The organism is Nitrospirota bacterium, from assembly GCA_040757595.1.
In the GTDB taxonomy this organism is placed as follows: Bacteria; Nitrospirota; Nitrospiria; order Nitrospirales; family Nitrospiraceae; genus JBFLWP01.
This window is the reverse complement of record JBFLWP010000002.1, coordinates 273,335-289,049: the sequence shown is the minus strand read 5'-3', so window position 1 is coordinate 289,049 and position 15,715 is coordinate 273,335. Positions and strand designations below refer to the sequence as shown.

Sequence of the window (15,715 nt, the reverse complement as noted above, 5' to 3'; positions counted from 1 at the left end):
CCCCTTGCGCGCCACCCCCCACCTATTTTAATATTCATTATCAATTTGCCGGGGGCGGCCCATGAACAGACAACTCAAGGAGATGACGGTCCTGAGGGAACACCTGGGCAAGCACCAGCTCAAGCTGACGCGTCAGCGGGAGCAGATCCTCAACGTGTTCCTGAGGAACGAGCACATCACGGCCGAGCAGATGTACCGACTCCTGGCGAAGAAGGATCCGCACATCGGGCTGGCGACCATCTATCGGACGCTGAACCTCTTCTGCGAAGCGGGCCTGGCCCAGGCCCGCCATTTCGGTACCCAGACCCAGTACGACAACGTCTCGCACAAGGGACACCATGACCATTTGATCTGCACGGGCTGCGGAAAGATCGTGGAGTTCGAGAACTGCGACATCGAGCAACTGCAGGAAGAAGTCGCCAAACGCAACGGGTTCACGATTCAGACCCACAAGCTCGAGCTGTACGGCCTCTGCTCCGGCTGCCGGCACTGAGCGTTTTTTGTTTTTCCCATATAATTGAGAGCATGAATCAATTTCATTTTCATCGAATTCTCTCCTCTTCTTCCGGCCGGCTGCTGGCGGTTCTGCTGGCTCTTTGGACCTTGACCGCGGCCGTGGAAGCCGGGGCCGCCGACCGACTGGTCGTCTACTCCGGCCGCGCGGAGCGCCTGATCAAGCCGGTCCTGGACGCGTTCCAAGCCAAGACCGGCATCCAGGTGGACCTGCTCTCCTCCGGGGCCACGGAGCTCGTCAACCGGCTCCAAGCCGAGGGGGACCGGACCCAGGCCGATCTGCTGATCACCAACGACGCGGGCAGCCTGGAGCGGGCCCGCGAACTGGGCCTGCTCCTGCCGCTCGACCTCAAGGAAGTTGAGCGGGGCGTCCCGGCGCCCTTCCGGGCGGTGGACAACAGTTGGATCGGCCTCTCGGGCCGGTTCTGGATCCTGGTCTACAACCGGCGGCAGGTCAAGCCGGGCGAGATCACCTCGATCCTCGAGCTGGGAGATCCCAACTGGAAGGGCAAGGTCGCGATCCCCAACGCCGGCAGCGAATATCTGCAGGCTGGCGTGTCGGTCATCAAGGCCGTGTACGGGGACGAGCGGACGGAGCGGTTCCTCCAGGGGCTCAAGGCCAACGCCGGCACCTCCGTCTTCGGCAAGAGCTCCCAGATCGTGGAAGCCGTGGCCAAGGGCGAGGCGGCGGTCGGGCTGGTCAACCACTACTACGTCTATCGCCATCTGGCGGCCCATCCGGACGCGCCGATCGCGCTGCTCATGCTGGACCAGCAGGACGGCGGCATGGGCGCCATCATGAACGTCGCGGGCGTCGGCGTGGCCAAGCATTCGCGCCACCGCGCTGCCGCCAAGCGGCTCGTGGAATTCCTGGCCTCGCAGGACGGGCAGAAGCTCTTCGCGGACCTCAACAAGGAGTATCCCCTCCACCCCGACGTCGCCGCCGATCCCGCCCTGCCCAAACGGGACAGTTTCCGCGCCGCGGCCGTGCCCTTGGCGAAGCTCGGCGAACTGCGGGAGCCGGCCATGAACCTGATCGAGCGGGCTGGCTTGCGATAACGGTCCCGGAGCATCGTCATGGGCGTCGCGGTTCGACAGTCGTTCCCTTCGTCGCTCTCGGTCATCGCGGTGGCGGTCGCCGGCCTGATCTGCCTGCCGGTCCTCCTCGTCACCTACCTGGCCCTGTCCACCGACCGCTCCGTATGGGGCCGGCTCTGGATCACCCGCATCCCCGAGCTCCTCGCCAATACCGGCTCGCTGGCGCTGAGCGTGGCAGCCGGCACGTTCCTGTTGGGGGTGTCCCTCGCCTGGCTCGTCGTCCGGTACGACTTCCCCGGCCGTCGCACCTGGGAATGGGCGCTGGCGCTGCCCCTCGCCATGCCCACCTACGTTCTGGCCTACGTGTACAGCTACCTGTTGGGGTCCGGCGGCCCCTTCCCCCTCTTCCCCCCGCACAGCTTCGCCGGCGTCACCCTGGTCATGACCCTGGACACCTTCCCGTTCGTCTACCTGCTCACGAGGGCCGCCCTGCTCAACTTCAACGTGTCGTTCGAGGAGGTCGCGCGGGTGTGCGGCACGTCGCGCGTTCGCGTGTGGCTGCGGGTGACCCTGCCGTTGCTGCGCCCGGCCATCGTGGCCGGCCTCTCGCTCGTGATCCTCTACGTCGTGTCCGACTTCGGCGCCGTCTCGCTCCTGCGCTACCAGACGTTCACCTACGCGGTCTACCAGCAGGTGACGGGCCGGTACGACCACGCCGCGGCGTCGATCCTGAGCCTCCTGCTGGTGCTGTCCGCCCTGATCTTCCTGCTCGCCGAGCGCTGGTTCCGGCAGCGCAGCCGGTTTTACCAGACGACCGGACGTTACCGCGCTTCCCAGAGGAAACGGTGCAGGCTGCTCGGCACGATCCTCGTGACCGGCTACCTGGCGCTCGTGCTCGGCGTCTCGTTCGGGGCGCCGGCTTGGTTGCTCCTGCGCTGGAGCGTCGGGGCGGTGGCGGAAGGCGCGCTGGACAGCCGGTTCCTCGGCTTCGTCTGGAACAGCGTGCTCCTGTCCGGTTTGGCAGCCACCGCGGCGGTGGTCATCGGGACCCCGCTCGCCTACCTGGCCACCCGCTGGCCGTCCCGGCTCAACCAGCTCTGCTTCCAGGCCGCCTACGTCGGGTACGTCCTGCCCGGCCCCGTCGGCGCCCTTGCCCTGCTCTTGCTGTTCTCCCACCTGGCGCCGTTCTGGTACGGCACGGCCCTGGTGCTGATCATCGCCTACATCGTCCACTTCCTCCCGGCCGGTTTGCAGACGATGGAGCCGGCGCTTCAGCAGGTCACGCCGAACCTGGAGGAGGCGTCGCGGAGCCTGGGCTTCGGCACCCTGCGGACCCTGTGGAGGGTCACGTTGCCGCTCGTGCGCGGCGGCTTCGTCGCCGCCTGGGTCCTGATGTTCCTGCAGTGCATGAAGGAGCTGCCCGCCACGCTGCTTCTGCGCCCCGTGGGTTTCGACACCCTGGCCGTTCGGGTCTGGCTGGAAGCCAGCGAAGAGTACTATCAGCTCGCCGCCCCGTCGGCCCTCTTGATCGTGGTGATGACGTTGCCGGCCCTGCTGTTGCTGGTCTCGAAGGACTGGCGGGCGGCGTGATGCGGGACATGCAACGGTTCTGAGAGGAAAGAATGTCCATCGGGCAACGCCAGCGCGCCGATCCGGTCCTGACCGCACGCCTGTCCGACGAGCGGGACCGCCCGGTCGTCGTGGAGCTCCGCCGCGTCTCCTGCGCCTACGAGAAGGGGCGCGTCGCGATCGCCGACGTGACCTTCTCCGTGCGGGCCGGGGAGATCCTCTGCTTGCTGGGCCCCTCCGGCTGCGGAAAGACCACCACGCTGCGCGCGATCGCCGGGTTCGAGCGGGTGACGGACGGCGAAGTCTACCTGGAGGGCCGGTTGGTCTCCTCCCCGCATCTCCTGGTCCCGCCCGAGGATCGTCGCGTGGGGATGGTCTTCCAGGAGTACGCCCTCTTCCCCCACCTTCGCGTGGCGGACAACATCGCCTTCGGGCTCCAGTCACTGCCCGCCCGGGAGCGGAGCGAGCAGGTCCAGGCGATGCTGGCTCTGACCGGCCTGGCCGGCCTGGATCGCCGCTACCCCCATGAGCTGTCCGGGGGTCAGCAACAACGGGTCGCGCTCGCCCGGGCCCTGGCGCAGAAGCCCGTGGTCCTGCTGCTGGACGAGCCGTTCAGCAACCTGGACCCGGACATGACGGGCAAGATGAGGGAGGACCTGCACGAGCTGCTGACCCGCACCGGAACCACCGCGATCCTGGTCACGCACGATCACGAGGAGGCCTTCGCGATGGCCGACCGGGTGGCCGTTCTGAGCCACGGCCGCCTCGAGCAGTTCGACACGCCGGAAGCCATCTATCACACGCCGGCCACCCCGTTCGTGGCGGATTTCGTCGGGCAGGCGGACTTCATCCCCGGCCTCGTGGAGAACGGGAAGGTGCTGACCGAGATCGGCGAATTCCCCAACCAGGTCGGCTACCGGGGCGGAGCCAAGGTCGTGGTGATGATCCGTCCGGACGACGTCCACATCGCTCCGTCCCCGCACTGCACCGCACGGATTCTGGCCCGGCAGTTCCGCGGCTCGGAAAACCTCTATACGATCGGTCTCCCGTCCGGCCACGTCCTCCACAGCAGCGAAACCTCCACCAGCGTCTATCCCGTCGGAACGCCGGTGGAGGTTCAAGTCCTGGCCACCCACACCGTGCTGTTCGAGGAGGGTTCGAGTTCCTTCCCGGCCTGACAGCCCTTAGACTTCTCCGGCCCCGATATGGTAACGTACTTCGATTTTCTTCCAGAGGAACTCTCCCGATGGAGGCCTTGAAAGAAACCGTCGATTACGGAGTGATCGGGCTGTTGCTCGCCCTCAGCGTCTGGTCGGTCGCGGTCGCCGTCGAGCGGTGGCTCTTCTACCGCCGCGTGGACGCCTCCCAGTTCCCCAACCTGCAGGTCTTCGAACTGGCCCTGACCAAGCGCCTCGTGATCATCGGCACGGTCGCGGCGAACGCCCCCTACATCGGCCTGCTGGGCACCGTGCTCGGCATCATGCTCACCTTCCACACCATGGGCACCTCCGGGCAAATGGCGGTCAGCACGATCATGATCGGGCTGAGCCTGGCCTTGAAGGCCACGGCGGTGGGCCTGCTCGTGGCCATTCCCTGCGTGGTCCTGAACAACGTGCTCCGGCGACGGGTGGCCGAGCTGATCACGCTCTACAAGGTTCGGCATGGAGCGTGAGTTGAATCAGATCAACGTCATTCCCCTGGTGGACGTGATGCTCGTGCTGCTGGTCATCGTGTTGACGACCGCCACGTTCATCACGACCGGCCAGATCCCGGTGGATCTCGCCAAAGCGAAGGAAGCCGGGGACCGCAAGGACGTTCCGCTGGTGCTCACGCTTACCGCCGACGGGCGGCTGTTCCTGAACGACCAGCCGGTGACCCAGGACGGGTTGAAGGCCGTGCTCGCCCCGCATCCGCGCGAGTCCCTGGTCGTCGTCCGCGCCGATCGCGTGACCCTGCTGGAGCGGTTCGTCCAGGTCGTGGACGAGGTCCGGGGATTGGGCTTCCGGCAGGTGAGCCTGGAGGTCGAGCGCTCGTGAGCACCGTCTCGCTCCGCCATCAGGGCGAACTGCAGCGGTACGCGGGGAGTTGGGTCGTCTCCGTTCTCCTGCACGGGCTGGCCGTCGGGGTCGCGATCCTGCTGGTGAGCAACCTGCGCCTTGCGCCGCAACCGGAGCCGTTCCGCTGGGAGATCGCGGTCGTCCATGAGCCGGCGCCCGCGCCCGCCGAGGCGCCCCCCGCTCCGGCACAGACCAAGCCGCCCGTGCAACCGGTGCAACCAGTGGAGCAGGTGCGGGAAGTTCAGACCGTCGTCCGGCAGGAGGTGCGCGAAATCAAACCGATCGTGCGCGAGGTCGAGACGGTGCCGGTGGCGACCCAAACGGCGCCATCTCCCCAGGCCATTCGAGAGATTGCCCAGCCCCCGGCCCAAGCCCAAGCCGAGTCGGTGGCGACCCGTGAGACGCGCCAGGTCGTTCAGGAAACACCCGTCTCCGCCACGTCCGTCGAATCCGCAACGACCTCGACAACCGCACAGATCGTCGCCAAGGCAACCAGCGTCGAGCCGATGGCGCCGCCGCGCCCTCTCCCCGATGCGGCTCCCCCCGCCTCTGTCGTCCGGGAACCCAAGCTCCAAGAGATTCCCGTGCAATCAGCCCCGGCCGTCGAGCAGTCTTCCGTCAAAGAGGTGCGGGTGCGCGCGGTCCCTGCGCCGAAGGCTGACTATGGGTGGCTGGCCCAGACGCTTTGGAGCCGGGTCGAACGGTTCAAACGGTATCCGGCCGCGGCGCGGGCCAACCGAGTGGAAGGGCGCGTGCTCCTGCGGGCGGTGATCGGAGACGATGGAGGGCTCAGGTCCCTAGACGTCCTGGAAGGCTCGGGGCACGAGGAGTTGGACCAGGCAGCGCTGGAAGCCGTGCGTCGCGCGACGCCGCTCCAGCTTCCGCACGAGCTGGGCCGCCCCCAGGTCGTCGTTCAGATCCCGATCACGTACAAATTGCGGTAGGACCACTTCTGCCAGACACTTGCGAAGGAACGGCCTTGCTCAACCGACATCATGGAACCAGGAGAGGAATCGTGAGACTGATCGCGTTGTTCGCCGCCTTGTGCCTGTTCACAGGAATCGTCTGGGCTCAGGGCAAATCCGACAAAGTCTTCCACGCTGTCATCACCGACGCCCAGGGGACCGAAACCGAGGTCAAGAATCTCGTCTTTTACTGGGAGCAGAAGGTCGACGAGACGCACGTGGCTTTGCACGAAATGCGGCACGTGCCGGTCAAGCGCGGGGCGGCCACCATCAACGTCAAGTTCGAGGACATCAAGCAGATCGAGACGAAACCCGGCGTGGACAAAGATCATACCCTCTTCGTCATCACCCTGCACAAGGGGAAGACCGGAGAATTTCCGCTCGCGATCGGCGGACAGTTCAAGGGAGAGTCCGACTTCGGCGAGGTGCTCCTCCCCGTCTCCAGCTTGAAGAAGATCGTCTTCAAATAACCTCGCCGCGCTCACGGAGCGTCCGGATCCAGGACGAGACGCCCCTTGAGGCCCGACGACACGAGGACCCGTCCCTCGCCGTCCACGATCACCCCCTCCACTCCCGGCAGCCGTTCGATCAGCTCCATGCCCCGTTCCGGCCCCATCACGAAAATGCCCGTATCCAGCCCGTCCGCCATGATGCCCTCGGCGGCGACGACGGTCACGCTCTGGCAGCCGCGGGCCGGTTTGAGCGTCCGCGGGTCCAGGATATGGTGGTAGCGGACCCCGTCGCGCTCGAAATACCGCTCATAATCTCCCGCGGTCGAGATCGCCTCGTCCTGGAGCGTGACCCTGGCCAGCACGCCCGGGCGGCGCGGATGCTGGATGCCGAAGAGGAACGGCGCTCCGTCCGGCAGGCGGCCGAACGTCTTGATGTCGCCGGACAGGGCAACGACGCCGGCGGTGGCCCCGGCTGACTTCATCGCCTCCACGGCCCGATCGGCCGCAAAGCCCTTGCCGATCCCGCCCACGTCAACGCGCATCCCGGCGCGCGCCAGGAACACCGCTCCCGCCCCCTCATCCAGTCGGATCTGGGCGACGTCCAGGAGGGGCTGCAGGGCCTCCAACTCGGAATCGCCGGGCACTTTTTGACGCTCCGTCACGCTCCAGGCCTCCACGGCCGGTCCCACGGCGATGTTGAATCCCCCTTCCGTCAGCCGGGCGATGTCGAGCGAGCGCTGCAACACGAGGAACGTGTCGGGGCTGACCCGGACCGGCTCCCTCCCGGCAGCGGCATTCACCCGGGAGAGCTCGCTGGCCGGAATCCACGTGCTGAGCAGCTCTTCCAGACGGCGAATCTCCTGAAAGCCGGCCGTCGCCGCCTCCTGCGCGATCCGCTCCGTGGGCGCGACGACGGTGATCTGCACGAGCGTCCCCATCTGCATCTGCGCCCGCTTGAGCACGACCGGGGCCTGATCGGGGGCATGGGCACAGCCCAGGAGAGCACCGAGGAGCAGCCATGAAACGCCTGGAAGGAATTGACGGATCATCACGCCGAGAGCAGGGCTAAAGCTTACCACCAATGGCGGCGGTAGTAGCGGGGGTAGTAGGGATAGGGCATGACTTCGTAGAGGCGGACCTCGGCGGCGACCGGGGCCGGCAACAGGCTGGCGATCGGTTGTCCGGCGAGCTCGGGATACCGAACGAAGATCTGTCGCTCCGCTTCCTCCTGATCCTCCTGATTCTGGACCGCCGAGACCACGAGCATGCGGCCATAGCGGGGGCCATCCACGCCGAATCGCCAGGTGCCGAGGTACAGCACGCGATCACTCTCCACCTGGAACGCCGCGTCGAGGTCGGCCATGGAGAGAAAGGGCCCCTCGCTGATCTGGACACGCGACAGGACATAGTCCCCGGCCGGAAGCTCGATCGCGAAGACCTTGTCCTGGGACTGGACCTCGACTTTGTATCGTTCCTGGGTGGTGCGATTCACCAGCTCGAAAAACCGGACCTTGGGCTCGTACCGGCGGGTTGAGGGAGCGGTCAGAACCGTCACGGTCCGGCCGAACACGACGGAGGCGTGAGGGATCTGGCTATCCGGCGACGGAGCGGTCGTGGCACAGCCGGCAGCCAGCAGGCACTCCAATGCGCCGAGCACGATCACGCTGAGCCAGGACACCGGTCTTCCGCTTCGCATGGATAATATTATACGGAACCGTCCGAGGGATTGCACGACGCGCTTGCGTCACCGGTCAAGCGCGACCAAGGCCGTCAACCCTGAATCATAGCACTCACGCCAGCTGAGAATAATTCGCAAGCTATTGATAGATATCGTTAAAATTATTATTGACAGGCGAGCAATGATTAGGATATCAATAATCGTTCTCAATTTTGAAATTTTACCTCGATAATCGAAAGGGACTGCGTCGCTCGCCTCGGAGCATCGCCACTGACAGAGCCGGCAAGTCGGCTTCTCCCAATCGATTCTTTTCGAACACGGAATGTCGACCAAGAGCGAGATGATCCGCCGTCCCGACTCCGGTGAGACCCGCTGCGAGTGCGGCCAGTTGATGGCCAAGCTTCGCGGCGACGGCATCGAGTTGAAATGCAAACGTTGCAAGCGGATCGTTCTGATCCCCTTTTCGCTGATCGAAGGCTGGGCCACGCCCGTCAACTGACGAGTCGTTTACCTTAAGGAGGCACCGGAAGAGAACCCTTTCCACAGCAGCCAGGTCAGAGACCTCCGAGTCCCGAGCCAAACCAACAACCTCAACCATTGTAAGGAGGCACAATGAGGACGTGGTTGATCCTCGGGGCTCTCGTCGCCTGTTCATCCATGCTGGCTGCTCCGGCACAGGCGGAGGACAAGACCCTGGAGGAACGGATCAAGAAGCTGGAGCAGCAACTTCAGGAAATGAGGGAATTCGAGGAGAAAGAGCGGGAGCGGGAGAAAATGCGGGAACCGGCCCCCCCCCTGCCCGAGGGCAAGAAGCCGACCGGCACCGGGCCGATCCCTGAGATCGCCCGAGAGCGGGCGGGCGAAGAGAAGGTCCCCCTGTCCTTCGCCTCTACCGGTTCGGGCCGCTTGCTCTATGCCAAGCCGTTCTTGAGCGCGCCCAAGGCCACGGTGGGCGGCTACGCGGACATCCAGTTCAACGCCCTGTCCCGGTCCAACCTGGACAACCGGAGCCGGAACACCTTCAACCAGGTCCGGATGATCCCCTTCATCTATTCGGACATCACGGATCGGATCAAGTTCGCGACGGAAATCGAATTCGAGCGGGGGGGACCGAACAACAACCAGTCAGACGGCGAGATCAAGTTGGAATTCGCCCAGATTGACTATCTGATCAACGAGGCGGCCAACGTCCGAGCCGGGCTCATCCTGGTCCCGATGGGCAAGTTCAACCTCTTGCACGACTCGCCCTTGAACGACCTGGTGGACCGGCCGATGGTGGCCCGGATGATCATGCCTTCCACCTGGACAGAGGCCGGAGCCGGCATGTACGGCACCTTTTACCCCGGTAAGCTCGCCAAGGTGGACTACGAACTCTACGTGATCAACGGACTCCAGAACACCAGCAGCGGCACCCTGGCTGCACCGGGCACGGTCATCACGGACCTCAACGGCACCCGCAACGCGCGGGGCAGCTTTGCGCGCGACGCGAACAGCGACAAGGCGATCGTCGGACGCTTGGCCTACAGCCCGCTGTTGGGCATCGAAGTGGCCGGGTCCTTCTATCATGGGCTGCTCGGCAACAGGAACAGCAACGGCGTCAACAATTTCGACAGTTATGTGAACATGTACGCCGTTGACTGGACCCTGCAGAAAGGGCCTTGGGAGTTCATCGGCGAGGCGCACTGGGTCCGAATCACCGGGAACCAGACGGCCACCGCCGTGGGTCCGTCCGGGATGGCCGGCTACTATGTCCAGGCCAACTACCACTTCCTGCCGGACTTCCTGAAGAAGTTGGCCCCAGACCATTTCACGGACGCCTCGACCTTCACCGCCGTCGTGCGCTGGGAGCAGATTGACACGGACACGACCGACATCACGAGGAACTCCTGCCTGGCTGGCATCACTACTGGTTCTGCCTGCCCAGGCAATGCGCGGGAGCTCTCGCGTCTGACGATCGGCTTGAACTTCCGGCCGATCGAGGACACGGTGTTCAAGTTCGAGTACCAGTTCAACAACCAGTTGAACACGAGCATCAACAACTACGCGACCAATACCCCCACCTCCACGGCCCGAGGTAACCGGGTTGACGGAAACGGGTTCATGGCCATGGCCGCGACGTACTTCTGAGCCGTTGTGGGTCCCTCCAGCCGTCATCGGCTGGAGGGACCTACCCTTCGAAAAGGTTATCAATGTTGTTGCTTCGCAATCTCATCGTTATCGCCCTCAGCAGCTTCTTCGTCGGATGCGCTTCGATAGAAGGCGTCCAGGACCGGTACCTCGTCTGCTCCTACGCCCAGGTCTGGGACGCCTCCTTGGACACGCTGAAGGACCGTTCCGTGACGCTCAAGGACAAGGAGAACGGCAAGATCGAGACGAGTTGGCTGGAGGTGCCGGTGGCCGGTCGGACGTACGGAATCTTCGGTCGCGAGCTGAAAGACGCCAAGGACCGGACTCGCGTCACCGTGACGGTGACCAGGCTGAACGACGTGACCAAGGTCAGCTTTGCCGAGACGCGGGAGCGCTGGAAGTTCCGCGGCGGCTCCCGCCTCTTCGGTTGGGAGCCGGCCGAGCCGTCGGAAGAGGAGATGGCCGGTCTCATGCGGCGGTTGAACGTCAAATTGAAGGAGCGGGGATGTTCTCCGACCTGAAAACCGCCCCGAAAGCCTTCGCCCTCGCTGTGGTCATCGGCCTGGCGCCCCTACCGGTCCAGGCCGCCCAGAAGATCTGGGACGACGAGCTGCGCCGGTACATCACCGAGGAAGAAATCGCCAAATGGGGCGAGGAGTTCATGACCGAGGAGGAAGCCCTCAAGCTCATGCTGCCAAAGTCCGAGCGGATCAAGAAAGAGACCATCCGTCTGACTCCGGAGAAGAAGCAGGTGGTCGAATCCCGCATCGGCTGGAAGTTTCCCGAGGAAGAATTCGAGATCTACATCGGCGAGACCGGAGCTAGGGTTGACGGGTATGCAATGGTCAGCAACACGATCGGGAAGTACAAGCACATGACTTACATGGTCGGGACTGATAACACCGGCGAAGTCACGAACGTCGAGCTGATGGTGTTCCGGGACGCCCGCGGCAGCGAGGTCGGCCGGAAGCGGTTTAACTACCAGTATGAAGGAAAGACGGTCCTCGATCCCCTCCGGCTCAACAAGGACATCATCAACATTTCCGGCGCGACGATGTCGGTCCGGTCCATGAGCGCCGGGGTCAAGCGGGTGCTGGTTCTGATTGACGAGATGTACTTGAAGCCGATCGGCAAGGGCAGCGACCAGGTTGTGGCTCGGCGTCAAGAGAAGGGCTTCCTGGATCTGATCTTCGGACGCTGAGGGACCTGGCAGACATGCGCAATTTCAACGCACGTTTCCGCCTGCGGGATACGGACCGTCACATCCGGCTCATCTACACGTTGTTTCTCCTGTTCACGTTGGCCGCCTTTGCCTTCAGCTTCTACTGGGCCCACAGCATGACGGGCTTGTCTCCGCAAGGCATCGCCGACCACTACCGGGGCTCGGACGCCACGTTCGGGGAGCCCATGTCCTTCCGGGAGCTAGCGGAGGTCACCCATTTTCATCTGTTCACCATGCCGGTCACCTTCATCATCCTCGTGCATGTACTTTACCTGACCGGCGCCAGCGACCGTACGAAGGCCTGGACAACCTGGGCGGCCTTCGCCGGCGTAGGGTTTGATCTCGTCTCGCCCTGGCTGATCGCCTACGTCGCCCCATTCTTCGTGTTGACGCTGCTGGCAGGCGACATCCTCATGGTCGTCGCGTTCCTTGTCACCATGGTCGTTCCGCTCTATGAGATGTGGTTTCTGAAGCAGCCACTCGTGGCTCGGAAGAGCCCAGGTTGATGGACGGCTAGCGTTTCACAAGAGCGATCAAGGCCAGAGACTTCCCGTCCAGAGCCCAAGGCCGCCGGCGGCCTTGGGCTCTGTTGTTTTTACACAGAGAAGGAGTTGCCATGCCAGTCAAACAACCCTCTCGGTACCAACTCGATCCTGCGACCGAAGATCTGCTCGACCGTGCGTGCCAGGCCGCTTCGCGCTCCGACATGTTACTCGGACTCGCCAGAGTCATGGCGATCAAGGACCCTGACCTCTATCACCACGGAACCAGGACCGCCCGTTACGCGGTCCTCCTTGGACGTGCGGCCGGATTTTCCCCGGACGACTTGATCGACCTGTGGTACGCAGCGGTGCTCCACGATCTCGGCAAGCTGGCCATGCCAGACGAGATTCTCTACAAGCGCGGTCCTCTCACGATGGATGAATATGCCGTGGTCCAATCGCACCCGAGGGCCGGCGCCGAGCTGCTGGAGCCGTTCGGTTTTCTCCAGACCGCAGCCATTTGGATCGCGCACCATCACGAACGGTGGGACGGAGCCGGCTATCCGTACGGGCTGCGTGGCCCACTCATCCCTCTTGGTTCGCGCGTGCTCGCCGTAGCCGACACCTTCGACGCCCTCACGTCGGACCGGCCGTACAGTCCGGCGCGGGACCACGAGTCGGCTCTGCGCCTGCTCCGGTTGGTCGCCGGCTCGCAATTGGAGCCCGATCTCGTTGAGACCTTCGTCCGGCTCGAGCTCCAGCCTGTGACCAGCGTACCTCTCACTCTCGCTAACGGGCTTGGATAGGTGCATATCTGGGCGGGTTGTGCCACCCGCCCATCCACCCGTTGCGACAGGCCTGTGCTCGCGAGAGAAGTAGCAGCCCTGCGCAACGGGTTTCCAGCGGGGGCCCCGGTTCCTCCGGGCCCCCGCCCCTCTCCTGAACAGCGGGATCGATTCTTTCCCCTTCGCTCGGGGCTTTAGTGAATGGGCGGGAACCGCTCTTCGAAGGGCGAGAAAAAGTTGTTGACAGAGAGGATGGCTCGCAATATAATTGATATTGATTCTCATAACTATTACTAAGGCTAGAGGGGCCTAGACCCCGGAGCCCAGGCGACCACGGTCGCGCTGGGCTTTTCTGTTTTCAAGGGGACAACGTGTTCCCATCTCAGCGACCAGACAGTATCGGGCAAGCCGTTGCAGGGAGGTGCCGCATGTATGTCTGCCTCTGTAAAGGAATCACCGAGGCCCGGTTTCTTGAAATGGTCGAGCGCCACTCCGGGTCCTGTCACGAGATCAAGCTGGAGATGGGTCTCGACGACACCTGCTGCGGTCGGTGCGAAGAGCGGCTGGACGCGATCGTCGGCCAGCTCGCCGTAAGGAGCTTGCCCGTTCAGCTTCGACACGCAACTCGAAAGCAAGAGCGAACGGGGAACCGATTTGCTAACCCATCCGCCGGAGCAAGCCATCTGCCCGATCGGCGGTGACTGCCGGGTGATGCACTCAGACCTGATGGCTTGGCCAGTTTGTTAAACAAGCGAGGAGATCATGACTTGTCCGAAGTGCGCTGGCCTGCTGGTATCCGAACCATCGATGGATTTTTACATGCGGGCAGATCTGTGGAAGTGCATCAATTGCGGGGCCTTGCCCATGGTGCAGATTCTGCCCGGACGTAAGCCGCATGGACCCGCTGCTCACTGTCACGACAGGCGCCCCAGACCAGGCGGGATCGGATCGGGACATACGCAAGACCGGCACCGCCATCGTTCGCAATGACCGGAGGCTTGCCATGCAACAGATCGGCGACAAAGCGCCTCGATTCCGGGTTCCGGCACTGATCCAGGGAGCCATGACCTACATTGACTCCGCTCTCTTCCAGGGCCGATGGGTAGCCTTGTGCTTCCCTCCCTCGCTGGGCTTGATCGAGAGCGTGTTTCTGGATCGGCAATCCGAGGCCTTTTCCAAGGCGGACGCGACCCTTCTCGCGACGATCCCCGACACCCCCACGCTGCTCAGTTCCTGGTGCAGCCAGTTCGGGAAGCTTCGCGTCCCCCTGCTGGCCGATCCCTTGGGGCGGCTCCGTCGCAGCTACGGAATGGCGCGGACGAGCAGGGCAGCCAGGTGTCAGACGTTCCTGATCGATCCGGCCGGCCTCTTTCGGTTCCACCTGGTGCATGACCTCAATGGCCGGGGCATGGCCGCAATTCTGGAGATTGTCGGCGCGAGCCAACGCCCGGATACACGGTGCTCGGTAGGCAGCCGTCACCGATCCGCAGGACTGAGTAGCCAGGCTCAAACGCCGGTGCTCGCCACTCAACCCTCAGCCCACCGCGGTGATCGCTGAGGGCTGAACTTTCAACGCAAACAAGGAGGAGAAAACGACGTGCAGAAAGTGATCCAAGGCAATGGGCAGACGGTGCTGAATGTGTGCGGCTGCGGGAGATTGCACTTCACCTATGGACCGATGACGCTGCACTTCGAGCGCGAAGAGTTCATGCGCTTTGCCGGAGAAGTGGGCCGGTTGGCTGCCCATCTCCAGCACGTCATCGCCGGCCGAGAGTCAATCCTCGCTCAGGGACAGAACGACATGGTCTGTCACTAGCAGGATGTTGAAAAAGTCCGCCAGCTTTGTTCTCGCGGCGCTCAGAGGCTCAACGTACCGAAAAGAGTACGCCTCGCCTCCTCGCTGGCTGCGGCCGCGCTGGACGGCCTTTTTGAACATCCTGTGGTGTCCTCTGATTACGTCTGCGACCTCGCGCCGCGCTGTGTGCCGAGGTAGCAAAACGGTTTTTCAACAGCCTGCTAGATCGGGAGGATCCATGAAGGTTCTTCACTGTCCAAGGTGTCAACAGCGCAGCTTGACCCCAACGGGGGCGTACTGGACCTGCGGAAACTGCCGTTACGCTATTACCGGCGCAGCGCTTTCAGTCGAGCTGGGATATCCAACGAAAGGGAGGATTCCCGTTGGTGGGTCCACCGGCTGAGAACACAATTCCGTAAAGATTTACAGTCATACGAGACGCGCATGTTTGGGCGGCGTTTCCATACGCCGGACGGGGAGAGGGCGGTGCTCATCAGCCTGACGGCCTCGGTCGGGATGATCATCCTGACCATCGTCGGCTTGTGGATGTGGAAGATCCTCGCCCGGATCGCGGAGGCCATGTTCAACGCATCTCCCATCGAGATCCCATAGAAGAGGAGGAAATGTTGAAGAGGTGGACCGCCATGGGCAAATGGGTTTTTCGGGTTTGTTTCTTCTGTCTGGTCTGTTCCGTCGGCCTAGCCACGGCAGCCCAGCCAGACAACCCCGGCGAACCGATCGGGTGGGAGGTCCTGCCAAACGGGCTGATTGAAGTGCATTACGACCGAACCGGGGACGGCGTTCCCGATGTCGTGACCCTACACCAGGTCACCTGGTCCGGCTGGACTGTGCAGACGATTCCTGAAATTGAAGCCCAAGCTGCGGCTGATGGCCTATGGATCTTCATCGTCGAGTACGACCAGGATCGCTACGTGTACATGGCCGGAGCTGAACCGCTCAAGTGCCCCGTCTGCCAGCCATGAATCTCCACACAAGCCAACGGGCGCGGTCATGCTCCAAAGGCTTTTGCAT

At 63.5% G+C, this 15,715-nt stretch carries 20 protein-coding genes; 18 read left to right on the top strand and 2 right to left on the bottom strand.

The features are described 5' to 3' along the window. The first annotated feature begins 61 nt into the window (after window positions 1-61). From AB1411_03290 to AB1411_03255, 8 genes are all read left to right on the top strand, one after another. On the top strand, window positions 62-493 hold the full coding sequence (locus AB1411_03290; protein ID MEW6542615.1) for a transcriptional repressor: 432 nt from the start codon (window positions 62-64) through the stop codon (window positions 491-493). A gap of 32 nt (window positions 494-525) precedes the next feature. After that, window positions 526-1,572, top strand: coding sequence for an extracellular solute-binding protein (locus AB1411_03285; GenBank protein ID MEW6542614.1), 1,047 nt, complete (start codon window positions 526-528; stop codon window positions 1,570-1,572). An 18-nt stretch (window positions 1,573-1,590) separates the two neighbouring features. Continuing rightward, complete coding sequence (locus tag AB1411_03280; GenBank protein MEW6542613.1) at window positions 1,591-3,141, top strand: iron ABC transporter permease; 1,551 nt, start codon at window positions 1,591-1,593, stop codon at window positions 3,139-3,141. A gap of 32 nt (window positions 3,142-3,173) precedes the next feature. Further along, window positions 3,174-4,298: an ABC transporter ATP-binding protein gene (locus tag AB1411_03275; GenBank protein MEW6542612.1), complete on the top strand. Its 1,125-nt coding sequence runs from the start codon at window positions 3,174-3,176 to the stop codon at window positions 4,296-4,298. A 68-nt stretch (window positions 4,299-4,366) separates the two neighbouring features. After that, window positions 4,367-4,792: a TonB-system energizer ExbB gene (exbB, locus tag AB1411_03270; GenBank protein MEW6542611.1), complete on the top strand. Its 426-nt coding sequence runs from the start codon at window positions 4,367-4,369 to the stop codon at window positions 4,790-4,792. Beyond that, window positions 4,782-5,156 (top strand): biopolymer transporter ExbD, encoded by a 375-nt coding sequence (locus AB1411_03265; protein ID MEW6542610.1) that lies wholly within the window; start codon window positions 4,782-4,784, stop codon window positions 5,154-5,156. Before exbB ends, AB1411_03265 begins: the two co-directional genes overlap by 11 nt. After that, a complete protein-coding gene (locus tag AB1411_03260; protein MEW6542609.1) occupies window positions 5,153-6,121 on the top strand; it encodes a TonB family protein in 969 nt (322 codons plus the stop codon). Before AB1411_03265 ends, AB1411_03260 begins: the two co-directional genes overlap by 4 nt. A 71-nt stretch (window positions 6,122-6,192) precedes the next feature. Beyond that, on the top strand, window positions 6,193-6,612 hold the full coding sequence (locus tag AB1411_03255; protein ID MEW6542608.1) for a hypothetical protein: 420 nt from the start codon (window positions 6,193-6,195) through the stop codon (window positions 6,610-6,612). An 11-nt stretch (window positions 6,613-6,623) separates the two neighbouring features. On the opposite strand, the gene AB1411_03250 is transcribed toward AB1411_03255, so the two are convergent. Continuing rightward, window positions 6,624-7,643 carry an FAD:protein FMN transferase gene (locus AB1411_03250; protein ID MEW6542607.1) on the bottom strand — a complete coding sequence of 340 codons (1,020 nt, stop codon included), beginning with the start codon at window positions 7,641-7,643 and terminating at the stop codon, window positions 6,624-6,626. Window positions 7,644-7,666: 23 nt separating this feature from the next. Continuing rightward, entirely contained in the window at window positions 7,667-8,326 is a 660-nt protein-coding gene (locus AB1411_03245; protein MEW6542606.1) for a hypothetical protein, read from the bottom strand. Window positions 8,327-8,594: 268 nt separating this feature from the next. Between AB1411_03245 and AB1411_03240 the strand changes: the two genes are divergently transcribed. The 10 genes from AB1411_03240 to AB1411_03195 all read left to right on the top strand — a co-directional run bounded on the left by AB1411_03240 (window position 8,595) and on the right by AB1411_03195 (window position 15,666). Further along, entirely contained in the window at window positions 8,595-8,771 is a 177-nt protein-coding gene (locus AB1411_03240; protein ID MEW6542605.1) for a hypothetical protein, read from the top strand. A 113-nt stretch (window positions 8,772-8,884) separates the two neighbouring features. Beyond that, window positions 8,885-10,399 (top strand): hypothetical protein, encoded by a 1,515-nt coding sequence (locus tag AB1411_03235; protein MEW6542604.1) that lies wholly within the window; start codon window positions 8,885-8,887, stop codon window positions 10,397-10,399. A 62-nt stretch (window positions 10,400-10,461) separates the two neighbouring features. Continuing rightward, complete coding sequence (locus AB1411_03230; protein MEW6542603.1) at window positions 10,462-10,920, top strand: hypothetical protein; 459 nt, start codon at window positions 10,462-10,464, stop codon at window positions 10,918-10,920. Further along, complete coding sequence (locus AB1411_03225; protein ID MEW6542602.1) at window positions 10,905-11,600, top strand: FMN-binding protein; 696 nt, start codon at window positions 10,905-10,907, stop codon at window positions 11,598-11,600. Before AB1411_03230 ends, AB1411_03225 begins: the two co-directional genes overlap by 16 nt. 14 nt (window positions 11,601-11,614) lie before the next feature. Then, window positions 11,615-12,127, top strand: coding sequence for a hypothetical protein (locus tag AB1411_03220; GenBank protein ID MEW6542601.1), 513 nt, complete (start codon window positions 11,615-11,617; stop codon window positions 12,125-12,127). A gap of 110 nt (window positions 12,128-12,237) precedes the next feature. After that, window positions 12,238-12,909 (top strand): HD-GYP domain-containing protein, encoded by a 672-nt coding sequence (locus tag AB1411_03215; GenBank protein ID MEW6542600.1) that lies wholly within the window; start codon window positions 12,238-12,240, stop codon window positions 12,907-12,909. A 982-nt stretch (window positions 12,910-13,891) separates the two neighbouring features. Beyond that, window positions 13,892-14,446 carry a redoxin domain-containing protein gene (locus AB1411_03210; GenBank protein MEW6542599.1) on the top strand — a complete coding sequence of 185 codons (555 nt, stop codon included), beginning with the start codon at window positions 13,892-13,894 and terminating at the stop codon, window positions 14,444-14,446. Between the two features lie 39 nt (window positions 14,447-14,485). Then, window positions 14,486-14,704 (top strand): hypothetical protein, encoded by a 219-nt coding sequence (locus AB1411_03205; protein ID MEW6542598.1) that lies wholly within the window; start codon window positions 14,486-14,488, stop codon window positions 14,702-14,704. Window positions 14,705-15,127: 423 nt separating this feature from the next. Then, a complete protein-coding gene (locus AB1411_03200; protein MEW6542597.1) occupies window positions 15,128-15,295 on the top strand; it encodes a hypothetical protein in 168 nt (55 codons plus the stop codon). 32 nt (window positions 15,296-15,327) lie between these two features. Continuing rightward, window positions 15,328-15,666, top strand: a complete 339-nt coding sequence (locus AB1411_03195) for a hypothetical protein (GenBank protein MEW6542596.1) — start codon at window positions 15,328-15,330, stop codon at window positions 15,664-15,666. The last annotated feature ends 49 nt before the right edge of the window (window positions 15,667-15,715 follow it).

Coding starts and splice junctions, on each gene's coding strand:
- AB1411_03250 (MEW6542607.1), bottom strand. CDS start 7,643: ATGATCCGTCAATTCCTTCCAGGCGTTTCATGGCTGCTCCTCGGTGCT.
- AB1411_03265 (MEW6542610.1), top strand. CDS start 4,782: ATGGAGCGTGAGTTGAATCAGATCAACGTCATTCCCCTGGTGGACGTG.
- AB1411_03235 (MEW6542604.1), top strand. CDS start 8,885: ATGAGGACGTGGTTGATCCTCGGGGCTCTCGTCGCCTGTTCATCCATG.
- AB1411_03200 (MEW6542597.1), top strand. CDS start 15,128: ATGTTTGGGCGGCGTTTCCATACGCCGGACGGGGAGAGGGCGGTGCTC.
- AB1411_03275 (MEW6542612.1), top strand. CDS start 3,174: ATGTCCATCGGGCAACGCCAGCGCGCCGATCCGGTCCTGACCGCACGC.
- AB1411_03230 (MEW6542603.1), top strand. CDS start 10,462: ATGTTGTTGCTTCGCAATCTCATCGTTATCGCCCTCAGCAGCTTCTTC.
- AB1411_03225 (MEW6542602.1), top strand. CDS start 10,905: ATGTTCTCCGACCTGAAAACCGCCCCGAAAGCCTTCGCCCTCGCTGTG.
- exbB (MEW6542611.1), top strand. CDS start 4,367: ATGGAGGCCTTGAAAGAAACCGTCGATTACGGAGTGATCGGGCTGTTG.
- AB1411_03285 (MEW6542614.1), top strand. CDS start 526: ATGAATCAATTTCATTTTCATCGAATTCTCTCCTCTTCTTCCGGCCGG.
- AB1411_03280 (MEW6542613.1), top strand. CDS start 1,591: ATGGGCGTCGCGGTTCGACAGTCGTTCCCTTCGTCGCTCTCGGTCATC.
- AB1411_03220 (MEW6542601.1), top strand. CDS start 11,615: ATGCGCAATTTCAACGCACGTTTCCGCCTGCGGGATACGGACCGTCAC.
- AB1411_03215 (MEW6542600.1), top strand. CDS start 12,238: ATGCCAGTCAAACAACCCTCTCGGTACCAACTCGATCCTGCGACCGAA.
- AB1411_03195 (MEW6542596.1), top strand. CDS start 15,328: ATGGGCAAATGGGTTTTTCGGGTTTGTTTCTTCTGTCTGGTCTGTTCC.
- AB1411_03240 (MEW6542605.1), top strand. CDS start 8,595: ATGTCGACCAAGAGCGAGATGATCCGCCGTCCCGACTCCGGTGAGACC.
- AB1411_03210 (MEW6542599.1), top strand. CDS start 13,892: ATGCAACAGATCGGCGACAAAGCGCCTCGATTCCGGGTTCCGGCACTG.
- AB1411_03290 (MEW6542615.1), top strand. CDS start 62: ATGAACAGACAACTCAAGGAGATGACGGTCCTGAGGGAACACCTGGGC.